At 54.6% G+C, this 24,268-nt stretch carries 19 protein-coding genes; 14 read left to right on the top strand and 5 right to left on the bottom strand.

Going from position 1 to position 24,268, the window contains the following annotated elements; genetic code table 11:
- Positions 1–152: 152 nt before the first annotated feature.
- The 5 genes from PLIM_RS04995 to PLIM_RS04975 all read left to right on the top strand — a co-directional run bounded on the left by PLIM_RS04995 (position 153) and on the right by PLIM_RS04975 (position 5,356).
- Positions 153–572, top strand: a complete 420-nt coding sequence (locus PLIM_RS04995) for a hypothetical protein (RefSeq protein ID WP_013109242.1) — start codon at positions 153–155, stop codon at positions 570–572.
- Positions 573–687: 115 nt separating this feature from the next.
- The gene (locus PLIM_RS04990) at positions 688–1,188 is read left to right on the top strand and encodes a hypothetical protein (RefSeq protein WP_013109241.1); all 501 of its coding nucleotides are present in this window, start codon (positions 688–690) and stop codon (positions 1,186–1,188) included.
- A 703-nt stretch (positions 1,189–1,891) separates the two neighbouring features.
- A complete protein-coding gene (locus tag PLIM_RS04985; RefSeq protein WP_013109239.1) occupies positions 1,892–2,383 on the top strand; it encodes a hypothetical protein in 492 nt (163 codons plus the stop codon).
- 108 nt (positions 2,384–2,491) lie between these two features.
- A complete protein-coding gene (locus tag PLIM_RS04980; RefSeq protein ID WP_013109238.1) occupies positions 2,492–2,881 on the top strand; it encodes a lysozyme inhibitor LprI family protein in 390 nt (129 codons plus the stop codon).
- A gap of 996 nt (positions 2,882–3,877) precedes the next feature.
- Positions 3,878–5,356, top strand: a complete 1,479-nt coding sequence (locus tag PLIM_RS04975) for a TIGR01777 family oxidoreductase (RefSeq protein ID WP_013109236.1) — start codon at positions 3,878–3,880, stop codon at positions 5,354–5,356.
- A gap of 198 nt (positions 5,357–5,554) precedes the next feature.
- Here PLIM_RS04975 and PLIM_RS04970 read toward each other — a convergent pair whose 3' ends face one another.
- Positions 5,555–6,037: a hypothetical protein gene (locus PLIM_RS04970; RefSeq protein WP_013109235.1), complete on the bottom strand. Its 483-nt coding sequence runs from the start codon at positions 6,035–6,037 to the stop codon at positions 5,555–5,557.
- Positions 6,038–6,967: 930 nt separating this feature from the next.
- Here PLIM_RS04970 and PLIM_RS04965 point away from each other — a divergent pair.
- Entirely contained in the window at positions 6,968–9,196 is a 2,229-nt protein-coding gene (locus PLIM_RS04965; RefSeq protein ID WP_013109233.1) for a DUF1559 family PulG-like putative transporter, read from the top strand.
- A 58-nt stretch (positions 9,197–9,254) separates the two neighbouring features.
- On the top strand, positions 9,255–9,398 hold the full coding sequence (locus tag PLIM_RS24350; RefSeq protein WP_013109232.1) for a hypothetical protein: 144 nt from the start codon (positions 9,255–9,257) through the stop codon (positions 9,396–9,398).
- A gap of 72 nt (positions 9,399–9,470) precedes the next feature.
- Here the strand turns inward: PLIM_RS24350 and PLIM_RS24035 are convergent, their stop codons facing one another.
- Positions 9,471–9,680: a hypothetical protein gene (locus tag PLIM_RS24035; RefSeq protein WP_148226979.1), complete on the bottom strand. Its 210-nt coding sequence runs from the start codon at positions 9,678–9,680 to the stop codon at positions 9,471–9,473.
- 470 nt (positions 9,681–10,150) lie between these two features.
- Between PLIM_RS24035 and PLIM_RS04960 the strand changes: the two genes are divergently transcribed.
- Positions 10,151–10,456 carry a hypothetical protein gene (locus PLIM_RS04960; RefSeq protein WP_148226978.1) on the top strand — a complete coding sequence of 102 codons (306 nt, stop codon included), beginning with the start codon at positions 10,151–10,153 and terminating at the stop codon, positions 10,454–10,456.
- A 993-nt stretch (positions 10,457–11,449) separates the two neighbouring features.
- Here the strand turns inward: PLIM_RS04960 and PLIM_RS22450 are convergent.
- A complete protein-coding gene (locus PLIM_RS22450; RefSeq protein WP_013109230.1) occupies positions 11,450–13,531 on the bottom strand; it encodes an SLC5/6 family protein in 2,082 nt (693 codons plus the stop codon).
- Positions 13,532–13,991: 460 nt separating this feature from the next.
- Between PLIM_RS22450 and PLIM_RS04950 the strand changes: the two genes are divergently transcribed.
- The 3 genes from PLIM_RS04950 (at position 13,992) to PLIM_RS04940 (ending at position 18,436) form a co-directional block, all read left to right on the top strand.
- Positions 13,992–14,273: a small basic protein gene (locus PLIM_RS04950; protein ID WP_013109229.1), complete on the top strand. Its 282-nt coding sequence runs from the start codon at positions 13,992–13,994 to the stop codon at positions 14,271–14,273.
- 318 nt (positions 14,274–14,591) lie between these two features.
- Positions 14,592–16,352: a GH3 auxin-responsive promoter family protein gene (locus tag PLIM_RS04945; protein ID WP_013109228.1), complete on the top strand. Its 1,761-nt coding sequence runs from the start codon at positions 14,592–14,594 to the stop codon at positions 16,350–16,352.
- Between the two features lie 275 nt (positions 16,353–16,627).
- Positions 16,628–18,436, top strand: coding sequence for a hypothetical protein (locus PLIM_RS04940; RefSeq protein ID WP_013109227.1), 1,809 nt, complete (start codon positions 16,628–16,630; stop codon positions 18,434–18,436).
- 758 nt (positions 18,437–19,194) lie between these two features.
- On the opposite strand, the gene PLIM_RS04935 is transcribed toward PLIM_RS04940, so the two are convergent.
- Positions 19,195–19,833: a methylated-DNA--[protein]-cysteine S-methyltransferase gene (locus PLIM_RS04935; protein WP_013109225.1), complete on the bottom strand. Its 639-nt coding sequence runs from the start codon at positions 19,831–19,833 to the stop codon at positions 19,195–19,197.
- Between the two features lie 423 nt (positions 19,834–20,256).
- On the opposite strand from PLIM_RS04935, the gene PLIM_RS04925 reads away from it, so the two are divergent.
- The 3 genes from PLIM_RS04925 to PLIM_RS04915 all read left to right on the top strand — a co-directional run bounded on the left by PLIM_RS04925 (position 20,257) and on the right by PLIM_RS04915 (position 22,813).
- Positions 20,257–21,213, top strand: a complete 957-nt coding sequence (locus PLIM_RS04925) for a DUF1559 domain-containing protein (protein WP_013109224.1) — start codon at positions 20,257–20,259, stop codon at positions 21,211–21,213.
- A gap of 181 nt (positions 21,214–21,394) precedes the next feature.
- Positions 21,395–21,769, top strand: coding sequence for a carboxypeptidase regulatory-like domain-containing protein (locus PLIM_RS04920; RefSeq protein ID WP_148226977.1), 375 nt, complete (start codon positions 21,395–21,397; stop codon positions 21,767–21,769).
- A 69-nt stretch (positions 21,770–21,838) separates the two neighbouring features.
- Positions 21,839–22,813, top strand: a complete 975-nt coding sequence (locus PLIM_RS04915; RefSeq protein ID WP_013109222.1) for a DUF1559 domain-containing protein — start codon at positions 21,839–21,841, stop codon at positions 22,811–22,813.
- 109 nt (positions 22,814–22,922) lie between these two features.
- Here the strand turns inward: PLIM_RS04915 and PLIM_RS04910 are convergent, their stop codons facing one another.
- On the bottom strand, positions 22,923–24,266 hold the full coding sequence (locus PLIM_RS04910) for a DUF1552 domain-containing protein (protein ID WP_041401137.1): 1,344 nt from the start codon (positions 24,264–24,266) through the stop codon (positions 22,923–22,925).
- Positions 24,267–24,268: the final 2 nt, after the last annotated feature.

Below are 24,268 nucleotides of genomic sequence, written 5' to 3'. Positions count from 1 at the left end.
GAGTCAACCGCTCGTGCTCGGTGATGCCCGTCGTTAGGCAGGGTGGCCCAGATGTGGCTTTGCACGTCTGGATGACGACAGTCACAAGAAATTGTTGAGACAACCAAGAGTCCTGACCCCTATGAATTTTCTGTGTTACCGGACAAAGACTCATGCTCGACCTTGATCATCCGGATACGCCACCGACATTCGCGATTTCACGTGAGGACGGCGCGATCCTGTCGATAGCGAAGCGGATGACTCTGGTCTCAAGTGAAGCCAAAATAGAACTGCTGGCCCAAGCGGCACTACATTTCGCCAAGATGCGCTCAATCACAATCGATCATTGGGGCAAATCGAAACCGATGCTTAATGCCATTGATTTGCTCGAATCGGACTTACAGCGTCTTGCGGGACTCGAATCCAAAAACGACTATGTCACTGATTGGCGCGGCAAACACTGTACCGTTTGCTCTTCAGCCATCACCAACTTAGAATCGTACGAAGACATGCTGTATTGTCCCATGTGCCTAAAAGTGATCGATCAAGGTCGTGACGCTGTTGATCAAGCGTTTGGGTTGTGGTGCATTTAGCCAATGACGGGCGGGTAACACTCGCGTGCCCCGGAGCACGCGAGTCAGGCGGTTTTGAAGTTCTGATTTTTTCGCGCGTACCCGGTGACGCGTGACGTTCTGTCGCTGAATCCATATGGGAACCACGTTTGTCACAATTACGGAAGGCACCACCGGCAACGAGCCCGGCTTCTGGATGACCGACGGCATGCTCACTTTATGGCTACGAATGTTGGCCTTACACCTTCCCGAGCCTAACGACCTTGGCGAACACGCGGCAACACCTGAAATACGAAATCGATGGCTTCTTGCGTCATCCATTTATTTTGGCGGATGTGTCCCTCACGAAATGGAATTCGCTGCGGCGACACCTGAGCGCCAAAGTGTCGTACGAAAAGCGATTGACTCATTGATAGCAGCGCTTGACAAATCCGATGCACCGCTGAACGCTGACACCATCAACTCGTTGGGAATCGTAGGGAGGGACTTCTTTGATATCGATCGCGCGCATCTCAAAGATATTGGGTATGCATTTCTGGATTTGCTCGACGGTCATGTCGAATCCACTGCATGGACGACAGATGTCATGCCGGGATCGAAACCCTATCGGCGTGAACGCGACAGAACCAAGCGGTGAACGGGAGCCGGCAGGGTGGCCCAGACGAGGTTTTGCACGTCTGGGTGACGACAGTCACAAGAAATTGTTGAAACAACAAAGAGTCCGTGACTCCTTTGAATTTGTCGCCGCCGCCCGTGGAGAAGAAAAGCCTGCCCAGCGCGGAAGAGTTCCGAAGCCGAAGAAGTTTGGGAGTTAGGCCTTTTCGATCGCTAATTCCAGTAAACATGTAGTAGATGCTGGTGGGTTGCGCAGACTTAACCCACCCTACATGGCTCCGTCAAAATCACGACTTCAACCGGAGCCTTCTCGCTCTCCATTGAACGATTCTTGTGATTCACATCACCCACTCGCTCAAAGCCAACTCTCGGCCACCCTGCTGGAAGTCTGATTCGACTACGAAGGTCACGAAGAGGGCGAAGGTTGGGGGAGAGTTAAGTGCTGGTGGGTTGCGCAGACTTAACCCACCCTACATGACTAACATGTGGCAGAACCATGGCATGCACACGAAGCACTCGATCGGCCGTTTTGACTTGCGCTGAGTCAACCGCTCGTGCTCGGTGATGCCCGTCGTTAGGCTGACCACTCGCTTACAAGGTGCGTTGTGCTGATGAATCGCTTACAAGTAATTTTTCCATTTGCCCTGTGTCTGTCCGTGGCAAGCTTATGTTCCGGGTGTGGGGGTGCTGATGGGACGCGAGCTCCGGCATCGAGTGTTCAACCCATGAAACGGAACGACCGAACGCAATTCCATCCAGCCGAAACGGCTGCGGAGGAGTTTCTGTCCATTTTCTCAGGTGATGAACTTCCAAATCCTCTACCCAAGATTCCCGTCTTCAGCAAACTCAAAGACGATGCCCGCGACGAGGCGCTTCAGTCGTTGGGGCAGTACCTACGGTCCCAACGCTGGACGCTCTGGTTTACGGAACTCGTCGTTTTGGGCGGCCGGGAAGATGTGGCCACCTGCTTTTTCAAAGGGAGTGCCCGTGAGCAACTTGTGTTGATGCTGGCATATCATGAAAACATATGGATCGTCACCGCGTACGAAATTCCTGCGAAGTCGTGGGCGCGCCCCAAAGGTGAATCACTTGACGAATACGTGAACAGAATAGTATCAGAGGCAAAGAAACAAGGCGCACCCTTTCGCAAGGGTCTGCTTGCAGATGGGTTATATGTACTGGAGTATTGGCCGCACGCACAAAGCTGTACAAAGTGAATAGACGCATTACAAAGCGATGAATGGTAGCCGTCGATGACGCCCATTTTGAACACATAGTTTTTTTGGCAGCGGCGCCGTTACCTTTATCGTTAGGCAGAAGAATACATGCAAACGAAGCTTCATTATGCGGTTCTTATGGCGATGGTTCTCACCAGTGCATTACGTGCTGATGATGCGAAGCTACGGGACTTGGAGGCGCATCTCCAGTCGGCGTTAACCCAGATTGAAATGAATATTGCGTCGAGTAAGATTGCTGAATATTTAGATAAAAAGCTAGTTGAGAAAGAGCGGGACGTCGCCAAAGATTTAGATCCTGAGGCGCTACGACTCTTCTCGGAGGCATCGAAGCTCTGGAGAGATTATCGTTCTGCTCAAACCACGTTTGAGGCGGATCTCTACCGCGGAGGCAGCATCCGTCCTCTAGTCCATAACCGGACATACAGCCGGCTCACCCAAGAACGGCTCTCGGCTCTCGAAGGCGTCACTAAACCATAAGAAGATCAAAACTGAGCCTGATAAATCGCAGGGTGACCCCGGTTGAAATTCTGATTTCTACCGGGATGGTGACGCCACAAGGGATATTCTTCCTGGCCTGGCGGGGTGGCATACTCGCGATTCACGAATTTCGGAAATTCGTGTCCTGCTTGCGGGGCTGAGCAAGCATGTGTTTTCCACTTTTAACAATCAATAACATCCGCAAATCCGGCATGCACATTCTGAGTTATGGGCATCGCAAGAAGAGTGGCACATCCGCTTTTGGATTCTGTCAAAATCACGAGTTCAACCGGAGCTTTGCTGCGTTTCACTGGATGCATTTTAGTGAAAAGCGTTTTCCAGTTGTTCAAAGATACGCCTTTGGCCACCCTGTAAGAAATGTGATTCTACCACGAAGTTCACGAAGAGCACGAAGGCTGGGAGTCGAGTGCGGGGTGGGAGGAGCACTGCTGGCAAGGGTGCTGGTGGGTTGCGCAAAGCCTTAACCCACCCTACCGGGCTGCTGGGCTGGTGGGTTGCGAAGACTTAACCCACCCTACTTGACTTTCGTCGTGTTAGAACGCTTCGTGGCTTTGATCCATTGATCTCTCTCGAGTGCCCGTCGCTTACGCTTCCGGCTCGTTGGTGGCAGATGCGGGGTGGACGTGGGATATGCTTGTTCGTTGGTGGGAGGAGCACTGCTGGCAAGCCGGCAGTGGCACCCGCGAAAGTTAGACCCGAGGGAGTGGCACCCGAGAAGGTGGCAGGCAAGAAAGTGGTAGCCGAGCGGAATATGGTCCGCACAGCGGACCCTACGGGATTGCCGGAAAAGTGGTGCTGATGGGTCGTGGGGGCGGTGTGTGATATGATTCATGTGTGACGATTCATGAGGGCCACCCCTCCTTTGGACTTGAATTGGGCAGCGTTCACGATCCGACCTGATCATGAACCGATCATGAACTGATTTAAATCCAGAGGTGCCCCTGGTGAGTGAATAACTGCAGTGGGAGAGACATCTTGGCCAGTCATGCAGCGACAGCGATCGAGCAAACATTGACCACAGAGGCCACTCTGCCTGTCCATCTTCAATCGTTCCAACGCTCGGTGGTGCTGCCGGTGAGTGCCGAGAGAGCGTTTGAGTGGCATGCGGCTCCGGGTGCACTCGAGAGATTGACGCCGCCCTGGGAAGAGATCCGTGTGATCTCGCGAACCGGTGGCATCGACAACGCGGGTGAGGTGGTGCTGTCGGTTCCTGCAGCTGGGATGCGGCAGACATGGGTTGCCAGGCATAGCCACTGTGTCTGGGGGCAGGAGTTTCGCGACATCCAGGTGCGGGGGCCGTTTGCTCACTTCGAGCATCGCCATCGCTTTGCGAATCTGGGCGTCAATGAATCTCAATTGACGGATGAGATCAGTTATCGATTGCCGGGAGGATCATTGGGGGCGTGGCTGGGAGGATCGTTTGTCGAGCAGAAGCTGGCCACAATGTTCGGCTATCGCCATCGCACGACGCTGATGGATCTGACTCAGTGGAAGCAACTGCATGAGTCGGGTTTTTCCAGCCGGAAGGTGCTGGTATCGGGGGCTACAGGCTTAGTCGCTTCGACGCTGATCCCCATGTTGACAACGCAGGGGCATCGCGTCGCACGGCTATTGAGAAAGCCAACTCCCCAGGTGTATGCGACCGGATTACCCGATGTGATCTGGAACTCGGAATCGGGTGAGGTGCAGGAGGGTTCGCTCGATGGCGTCGAAGCAGTCGTGCATCTGGCGGGTGAGAACATAGCCGGAGGACACTGGACACCGGCGTTCAAGCAGCGAATTCGTGACAGCCGGGTGGTGGGAACGCGGAAGTTGTGCGAAAGACTGGCAGCGCTTAAGGAGCCACCCGCCGTCCTGGTGTGTGCTTCTGCCATTGGCTTTTATGGCGATCGCGGTGACGAGGTGTTGACCGAAGAATCGGCCGCGGGGCAGGGATTTCTCCCCGAAGTGAGCGAAGCCTGGGAAGAGGCGTGCGAGCCTGCGCGGAAGGCGGGGATTCGCGTGGTCAATCTGCGGATTGGGATTGTCCTGACACCACGAGGAGGGGCTTTGCAGAAGTTGCTGACACCGTTCTGGTGGGGTGCCGGCGGTGTCGCTGGGAATGGCTCGCAGTATTGGAGCTGGATTTCGGTGGATGATTTGTGCGGGGCGATTTTGCACTCGATCGCGACTCCGAGTTTAGCAGGGCCCGTGAATGCGACAGCTCCCCAGGCGGTGACAAATCGGGAATTCACACAAGTGCTGGCCCGAGTGATGAAACGGTATGCCTGCGTGCCATTACCAGAGTTCGCCGCCCGAATGGCCTTGGGGGAAATGGCACACGACCTGCTCTTTGCGAGCAGCCATGTGCAACCCGTCAGACTGCTTTCGACGGGCTATCAGTTTCGATTTACCGATCTGGAGTGCTGTCTGCGGCATCTGCTGGGACGTCCGCTGGAACTACCGAAGGGCTGAGCGGGCTCGTGGGTGCCTGTCTTTCTGGATCGAGTCCAAAAAGTGTGGCATACCCAGTCGGCAGGCGGGAGCCTGCCCTACGCTCTACCGAAGTAAATGCTAAATGCCCGTCGCTTACGCTTCCGGCTCGTTGTTTTTGGGTTGGCGATGTCCGTTTGGGGAGTGGGATGGCAGGTGGGGGCCTGCCGTGTGAGGCTGCTAAGGTTGGCTAGCTTCGTCCGCCCGCTTCCAGTTCAGCACATTGCTCTCACTGGAACTTGACCGCCCGGAACCGTCGAATGGTTGAGGATATTGATGGCCGATCGTGTTCCCGTGCTCGTCATAAACGAATTCCAGGGAGTGGCCAACGGCTACTTCTTTCGCAGCATCGTAAAGTGCAATGCATGTCATGATTGGCTCAATGAAGAAAATCAATCCTGACGAAGATCCCATGGGCATGGCTGTATTAAACTTGGCATGAACATGATACTGCTCGACTTCAAACTGGCGGATCTTTTCACTGCGGGGATCGACCAGATCGACGACGGAAACATTGTCCGGTTGACCGAGACGGTCATGCACCATCTGCCGCGTATCAAGATCACGAAGCACGATGCCGGAATTTGCAATCAGCAGGCTGCAACCCGAGAAACTGATCACTGCGATCGCCAGTGCGGTCATCCCCAACAGCCGGGTGAACATGGTTTCGCCGACTCCTCAACCGCAAGGTACTTCCAATCAGCAGGGGTAAACGCCCAAGAAGCCCCGTCCAAAACGCCGTCAAACACGCATCATTTGACGGGCTGCAACGTTTTTACAACTCCATACCGCCGGGGTAATACCTGTACTGCCAGTTCACGTCAATAGAGTATTCAGCGTCTGATAGGCTCTTCGATTGGCTTCGCCATTAAATACTCTCCCGGCCTGGCCCAACAAAGCGAGAAGCGTCAGCGACGGGCACTCTCATTATGGATCTCGCGATCGGGAGCGAGATCAATTCAAAAAAATGATGTAGGTCGGAGGGAGTGGTGAAACCAGTCCAGATCGCCCCCCCCCGGATGCGATGATCGATGATTCCAGTAAAGTCGGGCAGGCTCGCGCCTGTCCTTCATGCCCAACAGCCTCCAATCAGATCGTTGGATTGAGTCCAAAGAGTATGGCATATTCAGCCGGCAGGCGGGAGCCTGGCCTGCGAGACTAAGGAATATCGACGGGGTCAGGACTCATTGCGTTTATTCGGTGTTTCTTGTTCCTATCGTCACCCAGACGTGCAAAGCCACGTCTGGGCCACCCTGCCGTGAAGTCTTCGGAAGGCACTGGTCTCATAGTGGCAGCCCGAATTGGTGCATTGGCATGCACCCTACTTTTGAAGGTGTCGCGGGTGGTGGCGGGCGGAATATGGTCCGCACAGCGGACCCTACGGAATGCTCGTCCGGCTCGTTGTTTTGGGGGAGGCGATGTTGCGGGCATCATTCTTTGAAAATCACGGGATACTGAACGGAATTCTTCTTGCCGGTGGATTGGTAAATGGTGAGATTAATACGAGCGGCGTGCGCCCCGTCGCGAACCTCTCTTCGGGAATTCTTCCCCTGTGCCAGCGGCACGTCTGTGTTCGAGAATGAAGGGTGAATCATGCGTCGCACGTTTTGGATCATGGCCGCACTGTGTGGCAGTTTCCCGATGGCTGATGGCCTTTTCGTGGGCTTGTCGCACATCGCCGCTGCCAGCGAGATGTTTCCTGAGCAGAAGTATCTTCCGAACAACAGTGTGGCTGTGGCTTCGGTCCGGCTGCGGAACGTCGTGGAGTCGCCCCTGTATCGACAAGCCGAAGGTGCGGGGCTGCTGGCTGAATCGCCACTCATGAATTGGCCATTCCTTCAAAATCCCGCCTATATCGAACGCTTGCTGATTGCCGTCGATCAACCCGTCGTCGACCAATGGGCACAACTGGCCAAGCTTGGCGGCGAAGTGAAAAAGCCCGACAGGACGCGCGATCCGTTGTGGGGTCTTTTAAAGGTCGATCTCGCTATGCATAACCACGCCAGCGGCTGGAATTCTCTGCTACCAAGGCCGGATGGTGACGCTGAGGGAAAAGCCACCGGCTTGAGCTGGCGGGTCCATTTGCTCCCCCTGCTCGACGAGTTGGAACTCTACAAACAATTTCACTTCGATGAACCCTGGGATAGTCCGCACAACAAAACGTTAATCCCCAGGATGCCCAAGGTCTTCGCCACAGCGGGCGTCACCGAACCAGGTAAGACCTCCATGCACCTGCCGGTGGGTGAGAAACTCGCCTTCCAGAATGGTATGGCGCGAGGCCCCTCGTTACGTGACGACAGGGATGGTCATGATAGCACAATCATGATTGTGGTGGCCGATCAATCGCTGGCCACCGAATGGACAAAGCCCGGCGGCTTGCCCATCGACCTTGATCATGTGCGTCAGTCCCTCGGCGGGATTCCCTCCGAAGGTCGGCCCATCGTGATGTTGTCGGGGAGAATCCTGAAGGCCTCGCCCAACATCCGCGATCAGGATCTGGTCGCCTTCATGACGGCACGCGGCGGTGAATGGCTTGACTTCCGAGGGGTCTACGCTCCATCAAATCCCTTACAACCTCTCCCCACCTTCGTCGCGACTCTCAAGGAACCGGTCGCCGCCCATCACATGGAGCGATCCGCGAATGAGTGGACCACCATCAATGGCGAGACAGTTTACCTGAAAGATGGCGTCGGCCTGTGGGCACCCACGCCGACCACGGTCGTCATGGGAAACTACGAAACGCTGCAATCCCGCCTGAGAACCGGCACAGCCACCACGATGACACCGCATGCGCTGGTCGATCGACTCAGTGGCACCGATGATCTCTCCATCGCGGTCGATATCAAGTCGCAGGATGCTCTTTGGGTAAAAATGGCCACATTCTTTCCGCAGGCGGATCAGCTCCGGAAATTCGAGTCTATCGTGATTGATGCCACTCTGAGCCGAGGGACTGCGGGGAGTTCATTGGCGCGAGTGGAACTGCTGACCCGTCAACCAGAAGCATCGGCAGTGGCCACTGAGGAACTGCGGAAGCAGTTGAACATCGCCAGGGCGGTCGTCCCGGGCCTGATCGAATCCGCCGCGGGGGCTCCATTGGTCGATTTTGTCGTCAACAGCCTGAAAGGTGTCGTCGTCAGGCAGGAAGGGGCACACATCGTCTTGACGGTGCTCGCACCCGCGAACATCAAAACGCTCCCTGATCTCGCCCAACCTCTGTTCGAGAAACTGGGCCGCGAATTGTTTGCCAAGAGCGAACGAAACTCTTTGAAGCAGATTGGCCTGGCCCTGCATCGATATCACGACATCCACCATCGATTCCCCTCAAACTCGCAGGGACCGGAAGTCGGCGACAAAGGAGGCTTGAGCTGGCGGGTCCATTTGCTCCCCTTTCTGGGCCGAGCCGATTTATACAACGAGTTTCATCTTGATGAGCCCTGGGACAGCGAGCACAACTTGAAGCTCGTGCAACAGATGCCCGAAGTTTTCCATTCGGATCTTGTCGCCGACCCGACGAAGACACCTTTTCAAGTCTTCATGGGAGAAGGGACACCGCTCGGCGGCGACGAAGGACTCCCGCTGAAGGCTCTCCGCGACAGCACCATGCATACGATTCTCGTCGTCCAGGCGGGAGCCGATCAGGCGACAATCTGGACCAAACCCGGCGGCTTGACCTACGAGAAGCCCAACCCGGCACAAGGCCTGGGCAAAGTCGGCGATCGAGGTTTTCTGGCACTCCTCGCGGATGGATCGGTCCAACGATTTTCAGCAACGCTCATGGCCCACGAATTGCGTTTTCTGATCGAGCACAACAACGGATGGTGACCGATCCGCGTACAACTCCTCGATAACGGTTGCATCAATCAGAATCAGGTAGTGGCTGATGAGTAGGACAGAGCATTCGATCCCTTTCCTCCTCAGGCAATGGTCTCCACAGATCACCCAGCTTTTGATTGTGACGCTGGTCTATACTCTGGTGTGGTTTGTGGCCGATCTGGGGATGTTGCCGCAGGGTGGCTCCGGTTGACATTCTGATTTCTACCGGGGTGGTGAAGCCGCAATAGGGCATTGGCAGAACCGCAAATCTGCTCGAATTCCGTTAATGATCCTCAAAGACTCGTATTGCCATGCTTGCAGCAATCAAACCTCCCCTGCCTCCGGCACACAGGTAGCTCGCAGACGAGCAACCTGTGCCACCCTGCGGGGGTACCTGTCTTTCTGGAATGAGTCCAGCGAGTGTGGCATACTCAGCCAGCAGGCGGGAGCCTGCCGTGCGAGATTGAGGAATATCGAAAGGGTCAGGACTCATTGCGTTTATTCGGTGTTTCTTGTTCCTATCGTAACCCAGACGTGCAAAGCCACGTCTGGGCCACCCTGCCCTGAAGTGCTTTAAAACATAGGTGGGTTAATCATGATCGTGCGTTGTTCTGTGTTGCTCGGGATGCCAGCTTTGGCAGCATATCTGATATTGGTGGCAGGCTGCGGCCCAAAGGGACCTTCGAGCAGCTACAATAGCCAACCTGAAGCCGCTGGCGAACTATTAACTGTTTATCGTGAAGGCTTTGATCCACCTGCTGGAGCCATGCCCCTTCCGTCGCCGTATGGTGAGCGACTTTTTTTCCACCGGTGCCGACATTCTCTGACTTGAAAGCCATTGAAAAGCAGAAGCCAGCGGCAATTTCAATACCCTATTGGTGGTTTGAGCAGGTTTTCAGCGAGCCTCGCCTCCCAAGTCTCAAGGCCGTGTATTTGACGTCTTTCAAAAAGAGGAACATAGACATGAGGGATATTGACGTGAATGGCGTGTTTGCCTCCGTGAAAGCCTTGCAGATACCATTTGCAACTGGTGTTGATGACGGACTAGAGGATCTTCTTAAGCACTTTCCAAATGTGGACTTTCTTGAGTTATCTGATAGCGTTTTTGGTGATGAATCGTTCAAGGCGATTGTTCGTAGTGAGAAGATTCGCTATTTATATGTGTCTCGAACGCGATTAACATCTGCTTCATTTCCTTTATTCGAGGAGTGTAAGAATAGGATTGAGATTGTGGCGAACGGAACTCCATTGGAGGTTGACGGTAGGTGATGTTCATCTGAACGGATGGTGTGCGCAGGGTGGCACAGGTTGGCAGAGTGGCTCCGGTTGAAATTCCGATTCTACCGGGGTGGTGAAAACCCAAAAGGATGAACGCCTCGCCTGATTCAGTTGAATATAAAAAACTGTCATAAACTAACTGAAGAGGGCTTTTTCCAACAATGCCTCCTTTTCCTCCGGCACACAGGTAGCTCGCGGACGAGCAACCTGTGCCACCCTGCGAAGGACACGAAAAGCACGAAGGTCGGAGAAGACTCAGTGATGTTGGGCGGGCTCGTGGGTACCTGTCTTTCTGGATTGAGCCCAAAGAGTGTAGTATTCGCAATCGGCAGGCGGGAGCCTGCCCTACAGGGCTACCGTGCGCTTTATGGAAGTACATGATGAATGCCCGTCGCTTACGCTTCCGGCTCGTTGTTGTTTTGGCGACGTCATGTTGGGGAGTGGGATGGCAGGCGGGGTGTGGCCTATTTAAATTGTGGAATATGTAGTAATATGATGGTGCATTGCGTCGGAACCTCATGCACCCTACATAGGACCTGGCGGGTTAAGCAGAGCCTTAACCCACCCTACGTGCACTGCATGCACTACGTGAACACATAGAAAGGCGGCCCTCACCCGGCCTGCGGCTACCCTCTCCCGGAGGACCGGGCGAGGGTTGACGATAGTGGGTTGCGCGGGGCTTAGCCCAGCCGACGGGGGAATGTCGCAGCAGGAAGATGGTGCATTGCGTCAGAACTTCATCCACCCTACATAACACTTGGTAGGTTGCGCAGAGCCTTAACCCACCCTACATGCTTTATGGAAGTAAATGATGAATGCCCGTCGCTTACGCTTCCGGCTCGTTGTTTTTTTGCTCGCGATGTCGCGTTGGGTAGTAGGAAGGCAGGCGGGGGCCTGCCCTACGATTGACAAGATATATACAACATAGCACCGGGTTATGGTCCGCATAGCGGACCCTACGGGGTTAAACAATAATTCCGTCGCTTACGCTTCCGGCTCGTTTTGTTGGGGCGGGGATTGACGGACTTGTCGGTCAGATTTTGTGGCCCAGGCGAGGCCTACCAGGAGGGCGACGAGGCCGATGACGGTGACGACTGAGGCGCGGGCCATCCAGATGTAGCCGCGTTGTTCGGGCAGGAAAGATTCGACGGAAGTGAGGGTTTGCCATTCCTGCGAGATCCAGAGGCCGAGAATCACGAACATATAGATCGGAGCGACGTAGCGGACGAGGTAGTAGACGAATCTGGGCATGGGGATTTGCGCACCGCGAGTCATTTCGGCCCACATTTCTTTACCGCCGAAGATCCAGCCAAAGATGATCAGTTCAATGAGAGCGAAGATAAAGAGGCCTAATGTTCCGGCCCAGAAATCCAACTGATCGAGGTAGGCGGAGCCTGGAAAGACGACGACGGGGATGCCGAAGCCAATGAGGATGCCAAAGAGGATGCCTGCGGCCGATTTGCGGGAGATGCCGAATTCATCCTGAAGGAAGGCCATCATGGGAGAGGCAAGGGCGACGGAGGATGTGATGCCTGCAAAGAAGAGGAGAGCAAACCAGACGGGGCCGAAGAGACGGCCGAGGGGCATCTGTTCGAAGATGAGAGGCATGGCGACGAAGCCGATATTAAATGAGCCGCCACTGGCAATGGCTTGAGCACCGAAGAGGCCGAAGACGGCGACGGCCATGGGGATAGCGATTGAGCCGCCGAGGACAATTTCGCAGAACTCGTTGGTGGAAGCTGTTGCGAGGCCAGTGAGAGCACAATCGTCATTCCGCTTTAAATAGCTGGCATAGCAAAGGATGCTGCCTGTGCCTACGGAGAGCGTAAAGAAAATCTGTCCGGCGGCAGCGAGCCACATTTCGGGATTGGCGAGTTGATCGAAGCGGGGCTCCCAGATGAAGTTCATGCCATCCCAGACGGTGTAGCCATGCTCGGCTGTGGATGGGGACTGGAACGTGAGGACGCGGGCAGCGAGGATGATAGCAAAGATAATGAGAGCGGGCATGGCGATTTTTGCGAGACGTTCGATGCCGGCATTGATATCAGTCCCCAGGACGAGACAGTTGATCGCTACGGTGACGATCCAGAAGAAGACGGCGGGCCAGAGAGTGCGGAAGTAGGTGGCTTCGATAGCGGGGTCTTCATAGGAGCGGCTGCCGAGGTATTCATCGAGGAAGAGTTGTGTGCGGGCATTGGCGAGGGGTTTTTCGATGGCGAGGCGTTCGGGGGGATCGAGAGCGTTATTTTTATTGAGATCGATGGCTGTAAAAGCGGCATCGCTGGGAAGTTTGAGAAGGCGAGCCATCTCGGGATTGTGCTGAAGGATAAACTCCGTTGCGGCGAGCCATTCGGCTTTGGTGATGGGTTCTTTGGCGAGCTGGGCCTCGCGATCCTGCGAGATGAGATCGCGCATGAGGTTTGAGTTGTTGGAGGATTGCAGGGTCAATTCATCGGTGGTGAGGGAGTCGTCGCGGTTGGTATCAAGGTTGGAGAAGATGGCTGGTGGGTTGAGTTTTTCGAAGCGGCGAGGGTTGGCGGATTTGAGATTCTGGCCTTTTTGTTCCCACTCAGTGCGAGAGATGGGGAGTGCGAGAGCACGGGATGACTTCCAGGCGGCGACTTCTGTAACGAGTTGTGGAGAGACGGGCGAATAGAGGATCTTTTGGGTGTCGCCTTCCTGCGGGGCGAATGGTCTGGTGACCGAGTACCAGGTATAGGCGAGGCACCAGGACTCTATATAGCAATAGTAGATGGTAATGAGTAAAGGGAGTGCTACGCCGAGAGCACCTAGATATTTTGAGAAGCGGTTGCGCCAGAGTTTATCGAAGACGCCCGGTGCGGTGGAGTGTCCGAATTGTCCGCCGTAGCGACCGATGGACCATTCGACCCACATGAGTGGGATTCCGAGGAGGAGGAGAGCGATGAAGTAGGGGATGAGGAAGGCACCGCCATACTTTGTGCAGAGGCCTGGGAATCTGAGGAAGTTGCCGAGCCCGACGGCATTTCCTGCCATGGCCAGCACGAGACCGATGCGTGAAGCCCAGGCACCTCTGGAGGAACTCATGATTGGCGGACTTTCGGCGGAACGAGGGGTTGAAGTTGTTGGGGGGGAGAGTCGCGAAAGGATTGTAGCGGAGGATACTGGCGGGACTGAATGGTGAGGGGTTGATCGGCCGGGATTTTTGGGGATCGGGTTGTGATGGGAGTGTTCAGGTGATTGATGATATGCGAAGCCGTTGTGCCAGCAGGTCATGCGGAAGTTTTGTCACTCTTTTGATTGGTGATATAACAGATAGCTTTGCTTCAGGGGCAAAACTATGGCAGGCGCCGAGCTGGAAGTTCGGTAATCCACGAGTGGAGTTTCCTTGAGAGTGAAGGAAAGTGAAGATTCTGAGTGCGTATGGAGCGTGAAAAGTCTGGCGACTGGCCTCGTGGGCCTCGGGTGGAGAAGAGAGTGCAACGGTTGCGAAACAACGAGATGGCGATTAGACTTAAGGGATGAGGAGCGTGCAGCGGATGCGTACATGCTCTGGTTTATTGCCGGAACTACTGACGAGATCTGGAGTTGGGTCGTGTCGATCGATAAAAGTTTGAAGCGTAAGGGCCGTCTCGCACGTTCCCGCAATGTTCTGTCGCGAAGTGAGCGAATTCTGCAGATGATTGGAGAAGACAAGCTGGGCACACAGGATAGCCCGTTTGGACTTCCGAAGCTTCGTATCGTGAAAATGGTGATTGGCAAGAAGAAGAAGAAGAAGGCTGCAGAAGATAAGAAGGATGATAAGAAGAAGGCAGCTAAGAAGAAGTAGTGCATGCTTTTTCTTGTTCCTACTCTTCTCTAAGTCATTACGCTGTATCATTTTAAGGCCTCGTCACTTTTGTTGGCGAGGCCTTTTTCGTTTGCAGGGCTTGATTCTGCGGGATGGAATCGAGCTTGATCACCGGTATGAATTCGCTATTGGAGATCGCTTGCGGGGGCGGACTTTGCGGCAGAATCCCCCCAACCGGTAGTGGCCTCTCAACTCTCCCTCCTTTCGCACCGATAACCCTGAGTAGTGCACTGATTGCCTGTTTTCTCCACAGATACGGGCGAAATCACGACGGCCGGAAACTCTGGGAATTTTTGTATGCTGAGGATGTTGCGTTACCTTGGAGGCAAGCTCGTCCGGCGTCGTTTGAGCCACGTTGCCGACGAATATCTTTCTCGTTGTGAGCAGTGCTATCGGACTCAGCGTGAGACGTTGTCGAGAATTCTGGCACTCAATGCGACCAGTGAGTTCTCTCGCAAGCACGGATTAAAGGCTTCGCTTTCGCCAGATGATTACCGGCTCCAGATCCCGGTCTCAGATTTTGAACTCGTCAGGCCTTACATTGAGCAGGTCCAACGGGGAGCGACCTCTGCACTGCTAGGGGCGAATAATCCACTCCTGATGTTCGCATTGAGCAGCGGAACAACCGCTGAATCGAAGTATATTCCCATCACAAAACCATTTCTTGATGATTACCGGCGTGGGTGGAATATCTGGGGGCTTCGTTTCTTTAACGACCACGAAAAAGCCAATCGGCTCGACATCGTGCAGCTCACCAGCGACTACGAACAGTTTCACACATCCGGCGGGACACCTTGCGGCAACATCAGCGGCCTGGTCACGAGCATGCAGAGCCGCATTGTGCGCTCGATGTATACGATTCCACCCGAAGTTGCCAAAGTTCGAGACACAGAGGCCAAGAGCTATATCAGCCTTCGATGTGCGATGGCCAACGAACATGTGGGATTGATTACAACTGCCAATCCGAGCACATTAATTCGATGGGCACAACTGGCCAACGAACACAAAGAGACTCTCATCCGAGATATCCACGACGGCACAATCCATTATGCACAGTCGATCCCGGCAGAATTTCGGACAACCTTTACCAAGGGCCACTTTCGCCCCAATAAATCGAGAGCGTTGTGGCTCGAAAATCTCGTTCAGCAGACGGGGCAGTTAACTCCCGGCGATTTCTGGCCGCACCTGCAAGCTCTGGCTGTGTGGACGGGTGGCGCAGTCAAGCATTATCTCCCTTCGATGCGAAAACTTTATGGCAATGTCCCTGTAAGAGATCACGGGCTTTCTGCCAGCGAAGGCCGCATGACAATTCCTCTGGAAGACGAAACGAGTTCTGGCGTACTGGATATCGGAACTCACTATTTTGAATTCATTCCGGAAGCTGAGTATGGTCGCTCGAATCCTGTCGTTCTGGGTGCTCATGAACTCGAACTGGGGCAGGATTACTACATACTCCTCACAACGACGTCTGGCCTTTATCGTTACGATATCCGTGATGTCGTGAGATGCACGGGGTTTTACCATCAGACTCCCATGCTGGAGTTTCTCCACAAAGGAGCCCATATCTCTAATCTCACTGGTGAAAAGCTCTCCGAATCCCAGGTCGTAAACGCCGTTCATCATGCGTCTCGAGAGCTTCATTGTGAAGTCGGTTGTTTTACTGTCGCTCCTGTTTGGGGAGCCCCCCCTCACTACAGGTTGCATACAGAAAGTTTTGCCGAAGGTGTCTCTGCTTCCCGGCTGGCAAAGGCCATCGATTGCCAATTGATCAACTCGAATTGCGAGTATCGAGACAAACGTGAATCTCACAGGCTGGGGCCTGTCGAAGTGATTACAGTGCCCCAGGGAACGTGGCAAGCCTTTCGCCAGGATCGACTCCAGCGCAAAGGTGGCTCTCTCGAACAATACAAGCATCCCTGCCTGGTGCCAGATCTCGATTTCAGCGAGAAAATCCTGGCTCTCTCAGGCCTTTCCAAAGTCAGCGTGGCTGCTCCGCATTTTCTCTCGGTTGAACACTCCGCCAGAATTCACACCGACCAAGGTGCCGAGCATTTGTAAATACGGGGCGATCTACACATTTCCACCCGCTGAATCACACTTTCTCGGGTCTGATTGAGAACCTCGGGACTCTCCAACCCCTGACGCCTGGCCTGAAGTGTTTTCCTGCTGGATTCTGCCGCCAATTACGAGTAGACCATCTGAAACCTGCCGACTCCCACATGGGTACTCTTCACGAGTCTGCTCAAACGGCTTCATTTGTCGGTGGTCGTTCTCATCAGCAATGGCTCAGCAGCACTTCATCATCTCCTCGACTCGATTCACCAGGGTGGCTCATGCAATCGATTGCCTCGCTCCAAGCGTCCGTTCAATCCATCAGTCGCTTTTCGAATCCCTGCCAGATTTCCCGGGGCCCACTTCAAATCCATCGCTTGCTGCTGGGTTTGATTCTCATCTTCAGCACGTTTCCAGCCGCCGGTTTTTCGCAAGAGGCACCACAAAAGCCCGCACGTGTCGATCAGCCATTGCTGCTTTCCCAAATCGCTAATGTCGAAACTCTCGAAAAGCATGGCCGGACGTTATTCGAGAAGTGTGAACGTCCTGACATGATCCCCGCCATGGAAATGTGGCTCAAGAACGATCTCAAAGAACTCAAGGGCGTCGACAGAACACGCCCCCTGGGGATGATGATGTACCTCGGAGACATCCTCACCGAACCCATGTGGGCTGCCACATTTATCCCCGTCACCAATGTGGATGAGTTCCTGGGCTGGATGTGCAGCATGTCTCCCACTCCCGGAACATTTCAAAAAGTCGAAGGCTCGGCAGATCGCTGGAAAGTCGTCTTCGGTGAAAGCACGACCATTCACGCTGTCACTCGCGGCAACTACCTCATTATGGTCGGCGAGGCAGAGCATGCGGATCGGAACTTCCCCGATCCAGGCCCACTCACCGAACCCTTTGCTGCCCGTTACGATGCCAGTTTCAGTGGCTTGCTCAAGAACATTCCCGTAGGTTTGAAAAGTGTCTTTCTCGAATTCGCCAAGACGACTTTACGAGCAGATCTCCAGCAAAGAGATAACGAGCCCGCAGAGGGTTACCGCCTCAGGCGTGCCGGCGGCGAATCCGTGATCAAGCAGTTTGAGCGAATGGTTTCCGACACCGAAGAAGTCACCATCGGTGCCAGGCTCAATCGCGAGACAATGGTCGCCACCATAGAACTCGAAGTCGTCGGAACCCCCGACAGTAAACTCGTCAAAGCCTTCAGTGCCTTTCCCGGTCGGCACAGTCAATTCGGAGCCCTGCTGGATCGGGAAACGACCCTAACGGTCGGTGTCTCGACCATTCTGGAGCCCGAGCAGCAGACACTGCTTCAGCAGGTCTGGACAACAGCCGAACAAGTCCTCAAAAAGGAAATCGAAAAGTCGATCGCTGCCGGTAAACCCGGCGCTCCCACAGATATCGATGCCTTTCAGCCCCTCTTCGGTGCTCTCCAGAGATCGACCCAGGCGGGCCTGGTCGATGTTTTCGTCCAGATGATTGGCGCGGAACAGTCGCAGTACGAGGTCGTTGGTGGTTTTCGTCTCCCCGGCGGCGAAGAGTTTCCCCTCGCACTTCAAAAACTGGTGCAATTGATCAAAGACCGCCAGCCCGAAAATGATCGCTTGCAGAAACTCGAACTCGATGTCGCCCGCATCAACGATTTTCCGGTGCATCGAGCCACTCTCGATCCCAATGGTGCCAATCGACGCCTCTATGGCGAAGACGGTGGAGAACTCGCTTTCCTCGCCACTCCAGAAGCCATCTGGTTTGCAGCGGCCAGCAAAGGTCAAGCGATTGCCGCCTTGCGAAAAACGATCGATGAGGCTGCGAAACCAGCCGACGATACCACACGACCAGAACGTGCTCCCATCCTGGTGACTGCCGAAATTTCCCGGTGGGTCGATTTGATTGATCGTCGAGGACGAGCCGTGGAAACTTTCAAGGAAGAATCGGCCATTGCCTTCAAAGGAACCGGGCATCAAGTTCGCTTCCGCATGAAACCCAGCGGCGATGCCCTGAAACTCCAGCTCGAATTCGATGACGGCCTCGTTAAACTCTTCGGCCGCCTCATCGCTCGCAGTCAACTCGGCAACGAACTCTAAGCAACTCAGAGTAGGGTAGTCATCTAGGGCAGGCTCCCGCCTGCCTTCCTGACTTATATACGTCCAACTCATATCCAGCCAACTCATTTTTCCGGGAGCACTGCTGACTCGCCAGTAGTGCTCCTCCCACTATCCACCCGACATCACACTTTTTTGCTGCCCCCCCACGCGTAACAACCTCCCACTCGTCTCTCCCCCAAACTTCGTGACCTTCGTGGTGACCTCAGATTCTCTTTCTGCGGCAGGCCCCTCTGGAACCATCGCCCCGTCTTCCGGGAGAGAACCAGGTGAGGGTCTTCCCAACCGATGCGTCTTGATATAAACGTTTACGCCAGAGCGCCAATCTACCAGTCGTGTAGTCGTGTAGTCGTGTAGGGTGGGTTAAGTCCGCGCAACCCACCAGCATCTACTCTCCCACGTGCCTTCATGTGAAAGCGAGGCCGCAAGACCGCTGAAGCCGAACGTGTGCCACTGCTGGCTCGCCAGCAGTGCTCCTCTCAAAAACGACCGGCGTCCAATACTTCATTCCCCAGGTTCACAACAACCTCTCTTAACCTTCGTGCTCTTCGTGTCCTGCGTGTTAGCTCAGCATCCCTCTGATAGAATAGCCAGGCAACAAACCGCTGCGCTCATACATAACCATCGCCGACTCCCCAAAAGTCACTCGGAGAGCCAGCGAGCGATCAGTTTCCTCATGCTTCTTTAAGGCGTACCCTTTCTCGTATTCACCAGACAGGCGATTCACCAGACAAGCGGAATCAATCAGCCAGCACCCGTTCGAGTTGGAGCAGTGCTGCCTTACGCTCGATTCCCCAGCGGAAGCCAGTCAGTTGACCATCACTGCCAATCACTCGATGGCAGGGGATGACGATGGCCAGAGGATTGGCCCCGCAGGCATTGGCGACAGCACGGACAGCCGCCGGCTTGCCAATGTTCCTCGCCAGTTGAGCATAGGTGCGAGTTTCCCCATAAGGAATCTGCCTTAAAGCCTCCCACACCTCCTGCTGAAATGGCGTTCCCTGCATATCGATCGGGAGGCTCCAATCTCGCAACTTTCCAGCGAGGTATTCGAGAATCTGCTGAGTCCAGTGGAAGAGTTTGCTGGCTGAGGAGTCAGTTAGGCGAACACCCAGTTGCAGGCCTTTCTTTTCGAATCTGCGGGAAAAGTCCTCAGCCAGACTCTCCGCATCACCGCTCATCGCGACATACAAAAGTCCACGAGAACTACCGGCGACCATCAATAATCCGAGCTCGGTCGGAGTGATCGTATAAGGAATCATCTCCCCGGAGATTATGCCCGCACTGCGGGCCGCATCTTGACTCCCTGACGGGAAGATTGCCAAAGACAGTTGGCTTTCCTTTGTTCGCAATTTGCGAGCCGGAGTTTTTACGACCATCGAACGTTTCCTCGATCAATGTTTGGAAAAGCCAGAGCGTCACGCGGGGTGCACAAAGCTCCTTTGAGCATACACCGCGCGAGTTCACCAGAGACAGGCTCAATCTGCAAAAGGGATCTGTCGCCAATCGGACACTGTACTCGGCCCAAGCTCAGTGTGATGAGTTGGCCCCCTCAATTCGGCACCCGACTGGCGTGTTTCCTGAATGTCAACACGCAGTCTTCCTTCACCGAATCAGCTCACGACTCGAAGTCCCCGCCCTGCATCTGACAATCGATTGATGAGCCACCCACACGTTGATTGATTCACAAAAGTGTATATTCAGGAAACTTTATGGAGCATTAATACAAATTTTATATCAGTGTTTATTCTTAGCGGCACTCTTTGTTTGTTCTGAAATTCAAATTCTCAGGAGTGCCTCAGTTGACCAGCAATCCACAAAAAAACCGTTCAGCAGGCTTCACACTCATCGAGCTGCTGGTGGTGATCGCCATTATTGCGATTCTCATTGCCCTCCTTTTGCCCGCTGTTCAGCAGGCACGAGAAGCAGCCCGTCGGACGGCTTGCCGGAACAACATGAAAAACCTGGCCCTGGCCATGCACAACTACCATGACCAGCATGGAACCTTCGTCTTTGCCTTCGACTCGCTCGAAGGGAGCTGGTCGAGCCAGATTCTGCCACAAATCGACCAGGCTCCGCTGTTCAGCACAATCATCCGCGCCGAAGGAAACCCGGGGAACTGGAACACCAGCAGCCCTGCCAATAACGCGGCCGGCGGAGCCTCAATTCCCGTCATGTTCTGTCCCAGCACCGCCATGTCACCCCAGTTGACCAATGAGAGTATCCCCAATCGCGGCGTCGCCAGCTACGGAGTCTGCGGCGGCGGTAATGTCTTCACAGACAACGCCAGCGAACTGGCCTCACTCCCCGTCCCGGCCGGTGCCAAGGCCCTCTCAGATAATGATCTCGACGGGATCTTCTGGGGTTGCAGTTCCGTCCGTATTCGCGACGTCATCGACGGCACCTCCAACACCGTCATGCTGGGGGAGTTTTACACCAACATGAACGGTCGAGATGGCCAGGCGTTCGATCACTGGATCATCTGTGTCCCTCAATCCGGCAACTGGGCACCATCGAGCACCACAGGCGGCACGGAATTCAGCGAATGTATCGGTGGAACTGGCTCCAAGATCAACGGCTGGCTCGATCTGACAGTCCCCGGTCAATTTGCCGAAGCCGGCTTTGGCAGCTACCACACGGGCGGAGCCTTCTTCGCGATGGCCGATGGCTCTGTCAAATTCATCTCCGAAAACATCGACCTCACAACATACCGAGCCCTCGGCTCCCGAGCGGGCCGCGAAACTGTTGGCGAATACTAGTACTAGACAATCATCTTTTTCGTCCCGGTGTTCGCTATCTGGCCAGACTTCACACATCAACATCAAGGTTCAATTGATGCACGCGAGATTCTTCAGATCCCTGCTCGTTCCCGGCTCCCTGTATTTATATATCCTGAGTTTCGCAGCAGGCTGCTCGAACGATGTTTCCGGTAATTATCAGATGTTTGAGTGGGCACCAGTCACAGGCCGGGTCACTCTCGATGGCACACCGCTCCCGAACGCCATGGTCACATTCTCCGAAGCGGGCTATAGCAGCTCCTGGGGCATTACCGATAGCGACGGTCGATATGAACTGATTTTCGACCAGAAGCAGAAGGGGGCGGCCATCGGTAAGAAATCTGTCGTGATTCGCACCGTCTTCAGTCCACCCGAAATCTCCGGGTACACACCTTCTCCTGTCGTTGAAGGTGCACCAGAACCAGTCGAGAAGCTACTCCCCATCTACCACAACAAAACCACATTAACCGCGGATGTCGTGGCAGGTACTAACGAAATCAACTTCGAACTCTATTCAACTCCGCAGGGGCAGTATTAATTCTCCCCACTGAGTATTCCTGAAAAGCGCGCTCTGCTCGTAATCTTCTCAAATTCTATTAGGAACGAAATGGTCATTCGTAAGTCGGAACCTGCCGCCCATCCTGCCAGAAATGGCTTTACACTCATCGAGTTGCTCGTCGTCATTGCGATTATCGCGATCCTCATTGCCCTCTTGCTACCCGCTGTGCAACAGGCACGAGAAGCCGCTCGCAGGACAGCTTGCCGCAATAATCTGAAAAACCTCGCTCTGGCGATGCATAACTATCACGACAACTCGAATACGTTTGTTTTTGCCTGGGATACTCTGGAAGGCAGTTGGACCAATCAGATCCTCCCTCAGATTGAACAGACAGCTCTATTCAACACGATCATTCGAGCCGAAGGTGATCCCGGTAACTGGAATAACAGTAATTGTGTCGCAAACATGGCCACTTCTGGTGCCAATATCCCCATCTTCCGCTGCCCCAGTATGGCTGTCGCCAGCAATATCGATAGCGAATCGATCCCAGGTCGCGGGGTTTTAAGCTACGGAGTCTGCTCGGGCAGCAACGTCTACGCCGATCAGGATTCAGAATTAACCACTGTCGGTGCACCCACCGGTGCGGTCTCTCACGAAAATGCTTCCGCCCCGGACGGGATGTTCTTTGGAGTCAGTTCTGTGCGCATCCGCGATGTCATCGATGGAACATCGAACACCATTATGATCGGTGAGTTCTACACCAATCCCTCAGCCGGCCGGAATGGTGTTGCTTTTGATCACTGGATCATCTCCATCCCCCAATCAGGTGGTTGGGCTCCCGGCAACACGAGTGGATCAGAGTTTTCCGAATGTACAGGCTCGGCTGCCGTCAAAATCAACGCAGCTCTCGACCTGACTGTCCGTGGTGAAGCTGCTCAGATCGGTTTTGGCAGCTGGCACACAGGTGGTGCGTTCTTTGCCATGGCCGATGGTTCAGTAAAGTTCATCTCCGAAAACATCGACATCACCACCTACCGCGCTCTCGGTTCACGAGGTGGTCGCGAAACAGTCGGCGAATACTAAATCGATAATCCCGGCAATCGAGTCTTGATTGCCAGAGTTCTTGCAACCGGTTGGTGAGCATCGTGCTTATCAACCGGCTGTTTTGCTCTCTGGAAGGATGCCCCTGGCTTCAAACGAGTCCCGTCAGCGTACCCGTGGCGTCCGAAAAGCGGTCCGATTCCACACCCATCTTCTGAGCCAGCGAAAGCAGCACGTTCGACAACGGAGGATGCTTATCGGAATCAAACGCCAGATGCTGTCCATGCTTCAGGCCCAGCTTCTTGCCACCAGCCACCAGCAGAGGCAGGTTCTTCGGTGAGTGCTCGCCCCCTTTGCCGGAATTCATCCCACTGCCGTAAACAATGATCGTCTGGTCCAGCATGTGGCTGTCCGCCTCAGTCGTCGATTTGAGCAGATTCATAAAGCGGTCGAGCTTCGACAAATGAAAGCGGTCAATTTGCCCCAGCTTGGCCAGCATCCCGGCATCCCCACCATGATGGGAATACTCGTGATGATTCTCACCGCCACCGCCAAATCCACCCGCTTCGCGCGACCATTCGAACGTGATGACGCGCGTCGTATCTGTCAGAAAGGCCAGATAAGCCAGTTCCAGCATCACATCAATCCACATCGGGCGATCATGGGCATTGCCCGGTTGACTCGCCAGTTGCAGATTCGTGGGTGGAACTTCCGGCTTGGGCCGATCAATCCACGCTTCCATCCGGCTGAGCTGCTCTTCCGTCGTGCGGATACTCGTGAAATACTCATCGAGTTTTTGTCGATCACGCTTGCCGAGTGTTTTTTCCAGCCGCTTCGCATCCTCACGCACGCTGTCAAGAATCGATTTCTTCTCGGCCAGACGACGAAGCGTCGCCGTTTTATCAGCCGCACTTTCGGGAACAAACAGTCGCTCGAATAATCGTTGCGGCGAGTTCTCGGCAGGAAGTGGCGTCCCATTAACATCAAAAGAAAGTGTATGGCTATGCCCTGCACTCCCCGTTCCCGATTGATCACTGAGCTGCAAAGACCCGTAGCGCGTGTGCTTCCCATGAAGATCTGCCACGATCTGATCCATCGACACGCTATTCGTATAATCGGCACCCGGCACCGCTTGCAGATTGGCCCCCGTCAGCCACGTATCGGCTCCACTATGCCCACCTTGCGAAGCCGGATGCCCCAGTCCCGACAGGACAGTGAAATCAGCCCGATGAGGCTCCAGCACCTGCAGAGTCTTTGATAACTGGTACTCTTTCCCCGTTGTTTCGGGCACCCATTCGAGGATATTCACACCATTCGGAATATAGCAGCAGATCATCCGCGGCTGTGGTCCATGCGAGCGATTCCACGGTTTGAACTGCGAAGGCGCTCCCCACGTTCGAGGGAGCATGGCGTCCAGAAGTGGCAGCGCCAGCATAGCTCCCGCTCCCCGCAAAAGATGCCGACGGGATAACATTCGTGTTGAGGATGTCTGCATAG

Origin of the sequence: Planctopirus limnophila DSM 3776 (assembly GCF_000092105.1) — a bacterium.
GTDB classification, from domain to species: Bacteria; Planctomycetota; Planctomycetia; order Planctomycetales; family Planctomycetaceae; genus Planctopirus; species Planctopirus limnophila.
This window is presented reverse-complemented; position numbering and strand designations above follow the sequence as displayed.

Excerpts from the sequence above, each read along its gene's own strand:
- PLIM_RS04995 (WP_013109242.1), top strand. The coding sequence starts at position 153 with ATGCTCGACCTTGATCATCCGGATACGCCACCGACATTCGCGATTTCA.
- PLIM_RS04990 (WP_013109241.1), top strand. The coding sequence starts at position 688 with ATGGGAACCACGTTTGTCACAATTACGGAAGGCACCACCGGCAACGAG.
- PLIM_RS04985 (WP_013109239.1), top strand. The coding sequence starts at position 1,892 with ATGAAACGGAACGACCGAACGCAATTCCATCCAGCCGAAACGGCTGCG.
- PLIM_RS04980 (WP_013109238.1), top strand. The coding sequence starts at position 2,492 with ATGCAAACGAAGCTTCATTATGCGGTTCTTATGGCGATGGTTCTCACC.
- PLIM_RS04970 (WP_013109235.1), bottom strand. The coding sequence starts at position 6,037 with ATGTTCACCCGGCTGTTGGGGATGACCGCACTGGCGATCGCAGTGATC.
- PLIM_RS04965 (WP_013109233.1), top strand. The coding sequence starts at position 6,968 with ATGCGTCGCACGTTTTGGATCATGGCCGCACTGTGTGGCAGTTTCCCG.
- PLIM_RS24350 (WP_013109232.1), top strand. The coding sequence starts at position 9,255 with ATGAGTAGGACAGAGCATTCGATCCCTTTCCTCCTCAGGCAATGGTCT.
- PLIM_RS24035 (WP_148226979.1), bottom strand. The coding sequence starts at position 9,680 with ATGAGTCCTGACCCTTTCGATATTCCTCAATCTCGCACGGCAGGCTCC.
- PLIM_RS04960 (WP_148226978.1), top strand. The coding sequence starts at position 10,151 with ATGAGGGATATTGACGTGAATGGCGTGTTTGCCTCCGTGAAAGCCTTG.
- PLIM_RS22450 (WP_013109230.1), bottom strand. The coding sequence starts at position 13,531 with ATGAGTTCCTCCAGAGGTGCCTGGGCTTCACGCATCGGTCTCGTGCTG.
- PLIM_RS04950 (WP_013109229.1), top strand. The coding sequence starts at position 13,992 with ATGCTCTGGTTTATTGCCGGAACTACTGACGAGATCTGGAGTTGGGTC.
- PLIM_RS04945 (WP_013109228.1), top strand. The coding sequence starts at position 14,592 with ATGCTGAGGATGTTGCGTTACCTTGGAGGCAAGCTCGTCCGGCGTCGT.
- PLIM_RS04940 (WP_013109227.1), top strand. The coding sequence starts at position 16,628 with ATGCAATCGATTGCCTCGCTCCAAGCGTCCGTTCAATCCATCAGTCGC.
- PLIM_RS04935 (WP_013109225.1), bottom strand. The coding sequence starts at position 19,833 with ATGGTCGTAAAAACTCCGGCTCGCAAATTGCGAACAAAGGAAAGCCAA.
- PLIM_RS04920 (WP_148226977.1), top strand. The coding sequence starts at position 21,395 with ATGTTTGAGTGGGCACCAGTCACAGGCCGGGTCACTCTCGATGGCACA.
- PLIM_RS04915 (WP_013109222.1), top strand. The coding sequence starts at position 21,839 with ATGGTCATTCGTAAGTCGGAACCTGCCGCCCATCCTGCCAGAAATGGC.
- PLIM_RS04910 (WP_041401137.1), bottom strand. The coding sequence starts at position 24,266 with ATGCAGACATCCTCAACACGAATGTTATCCCGTCGGCATCTTTTGCGG.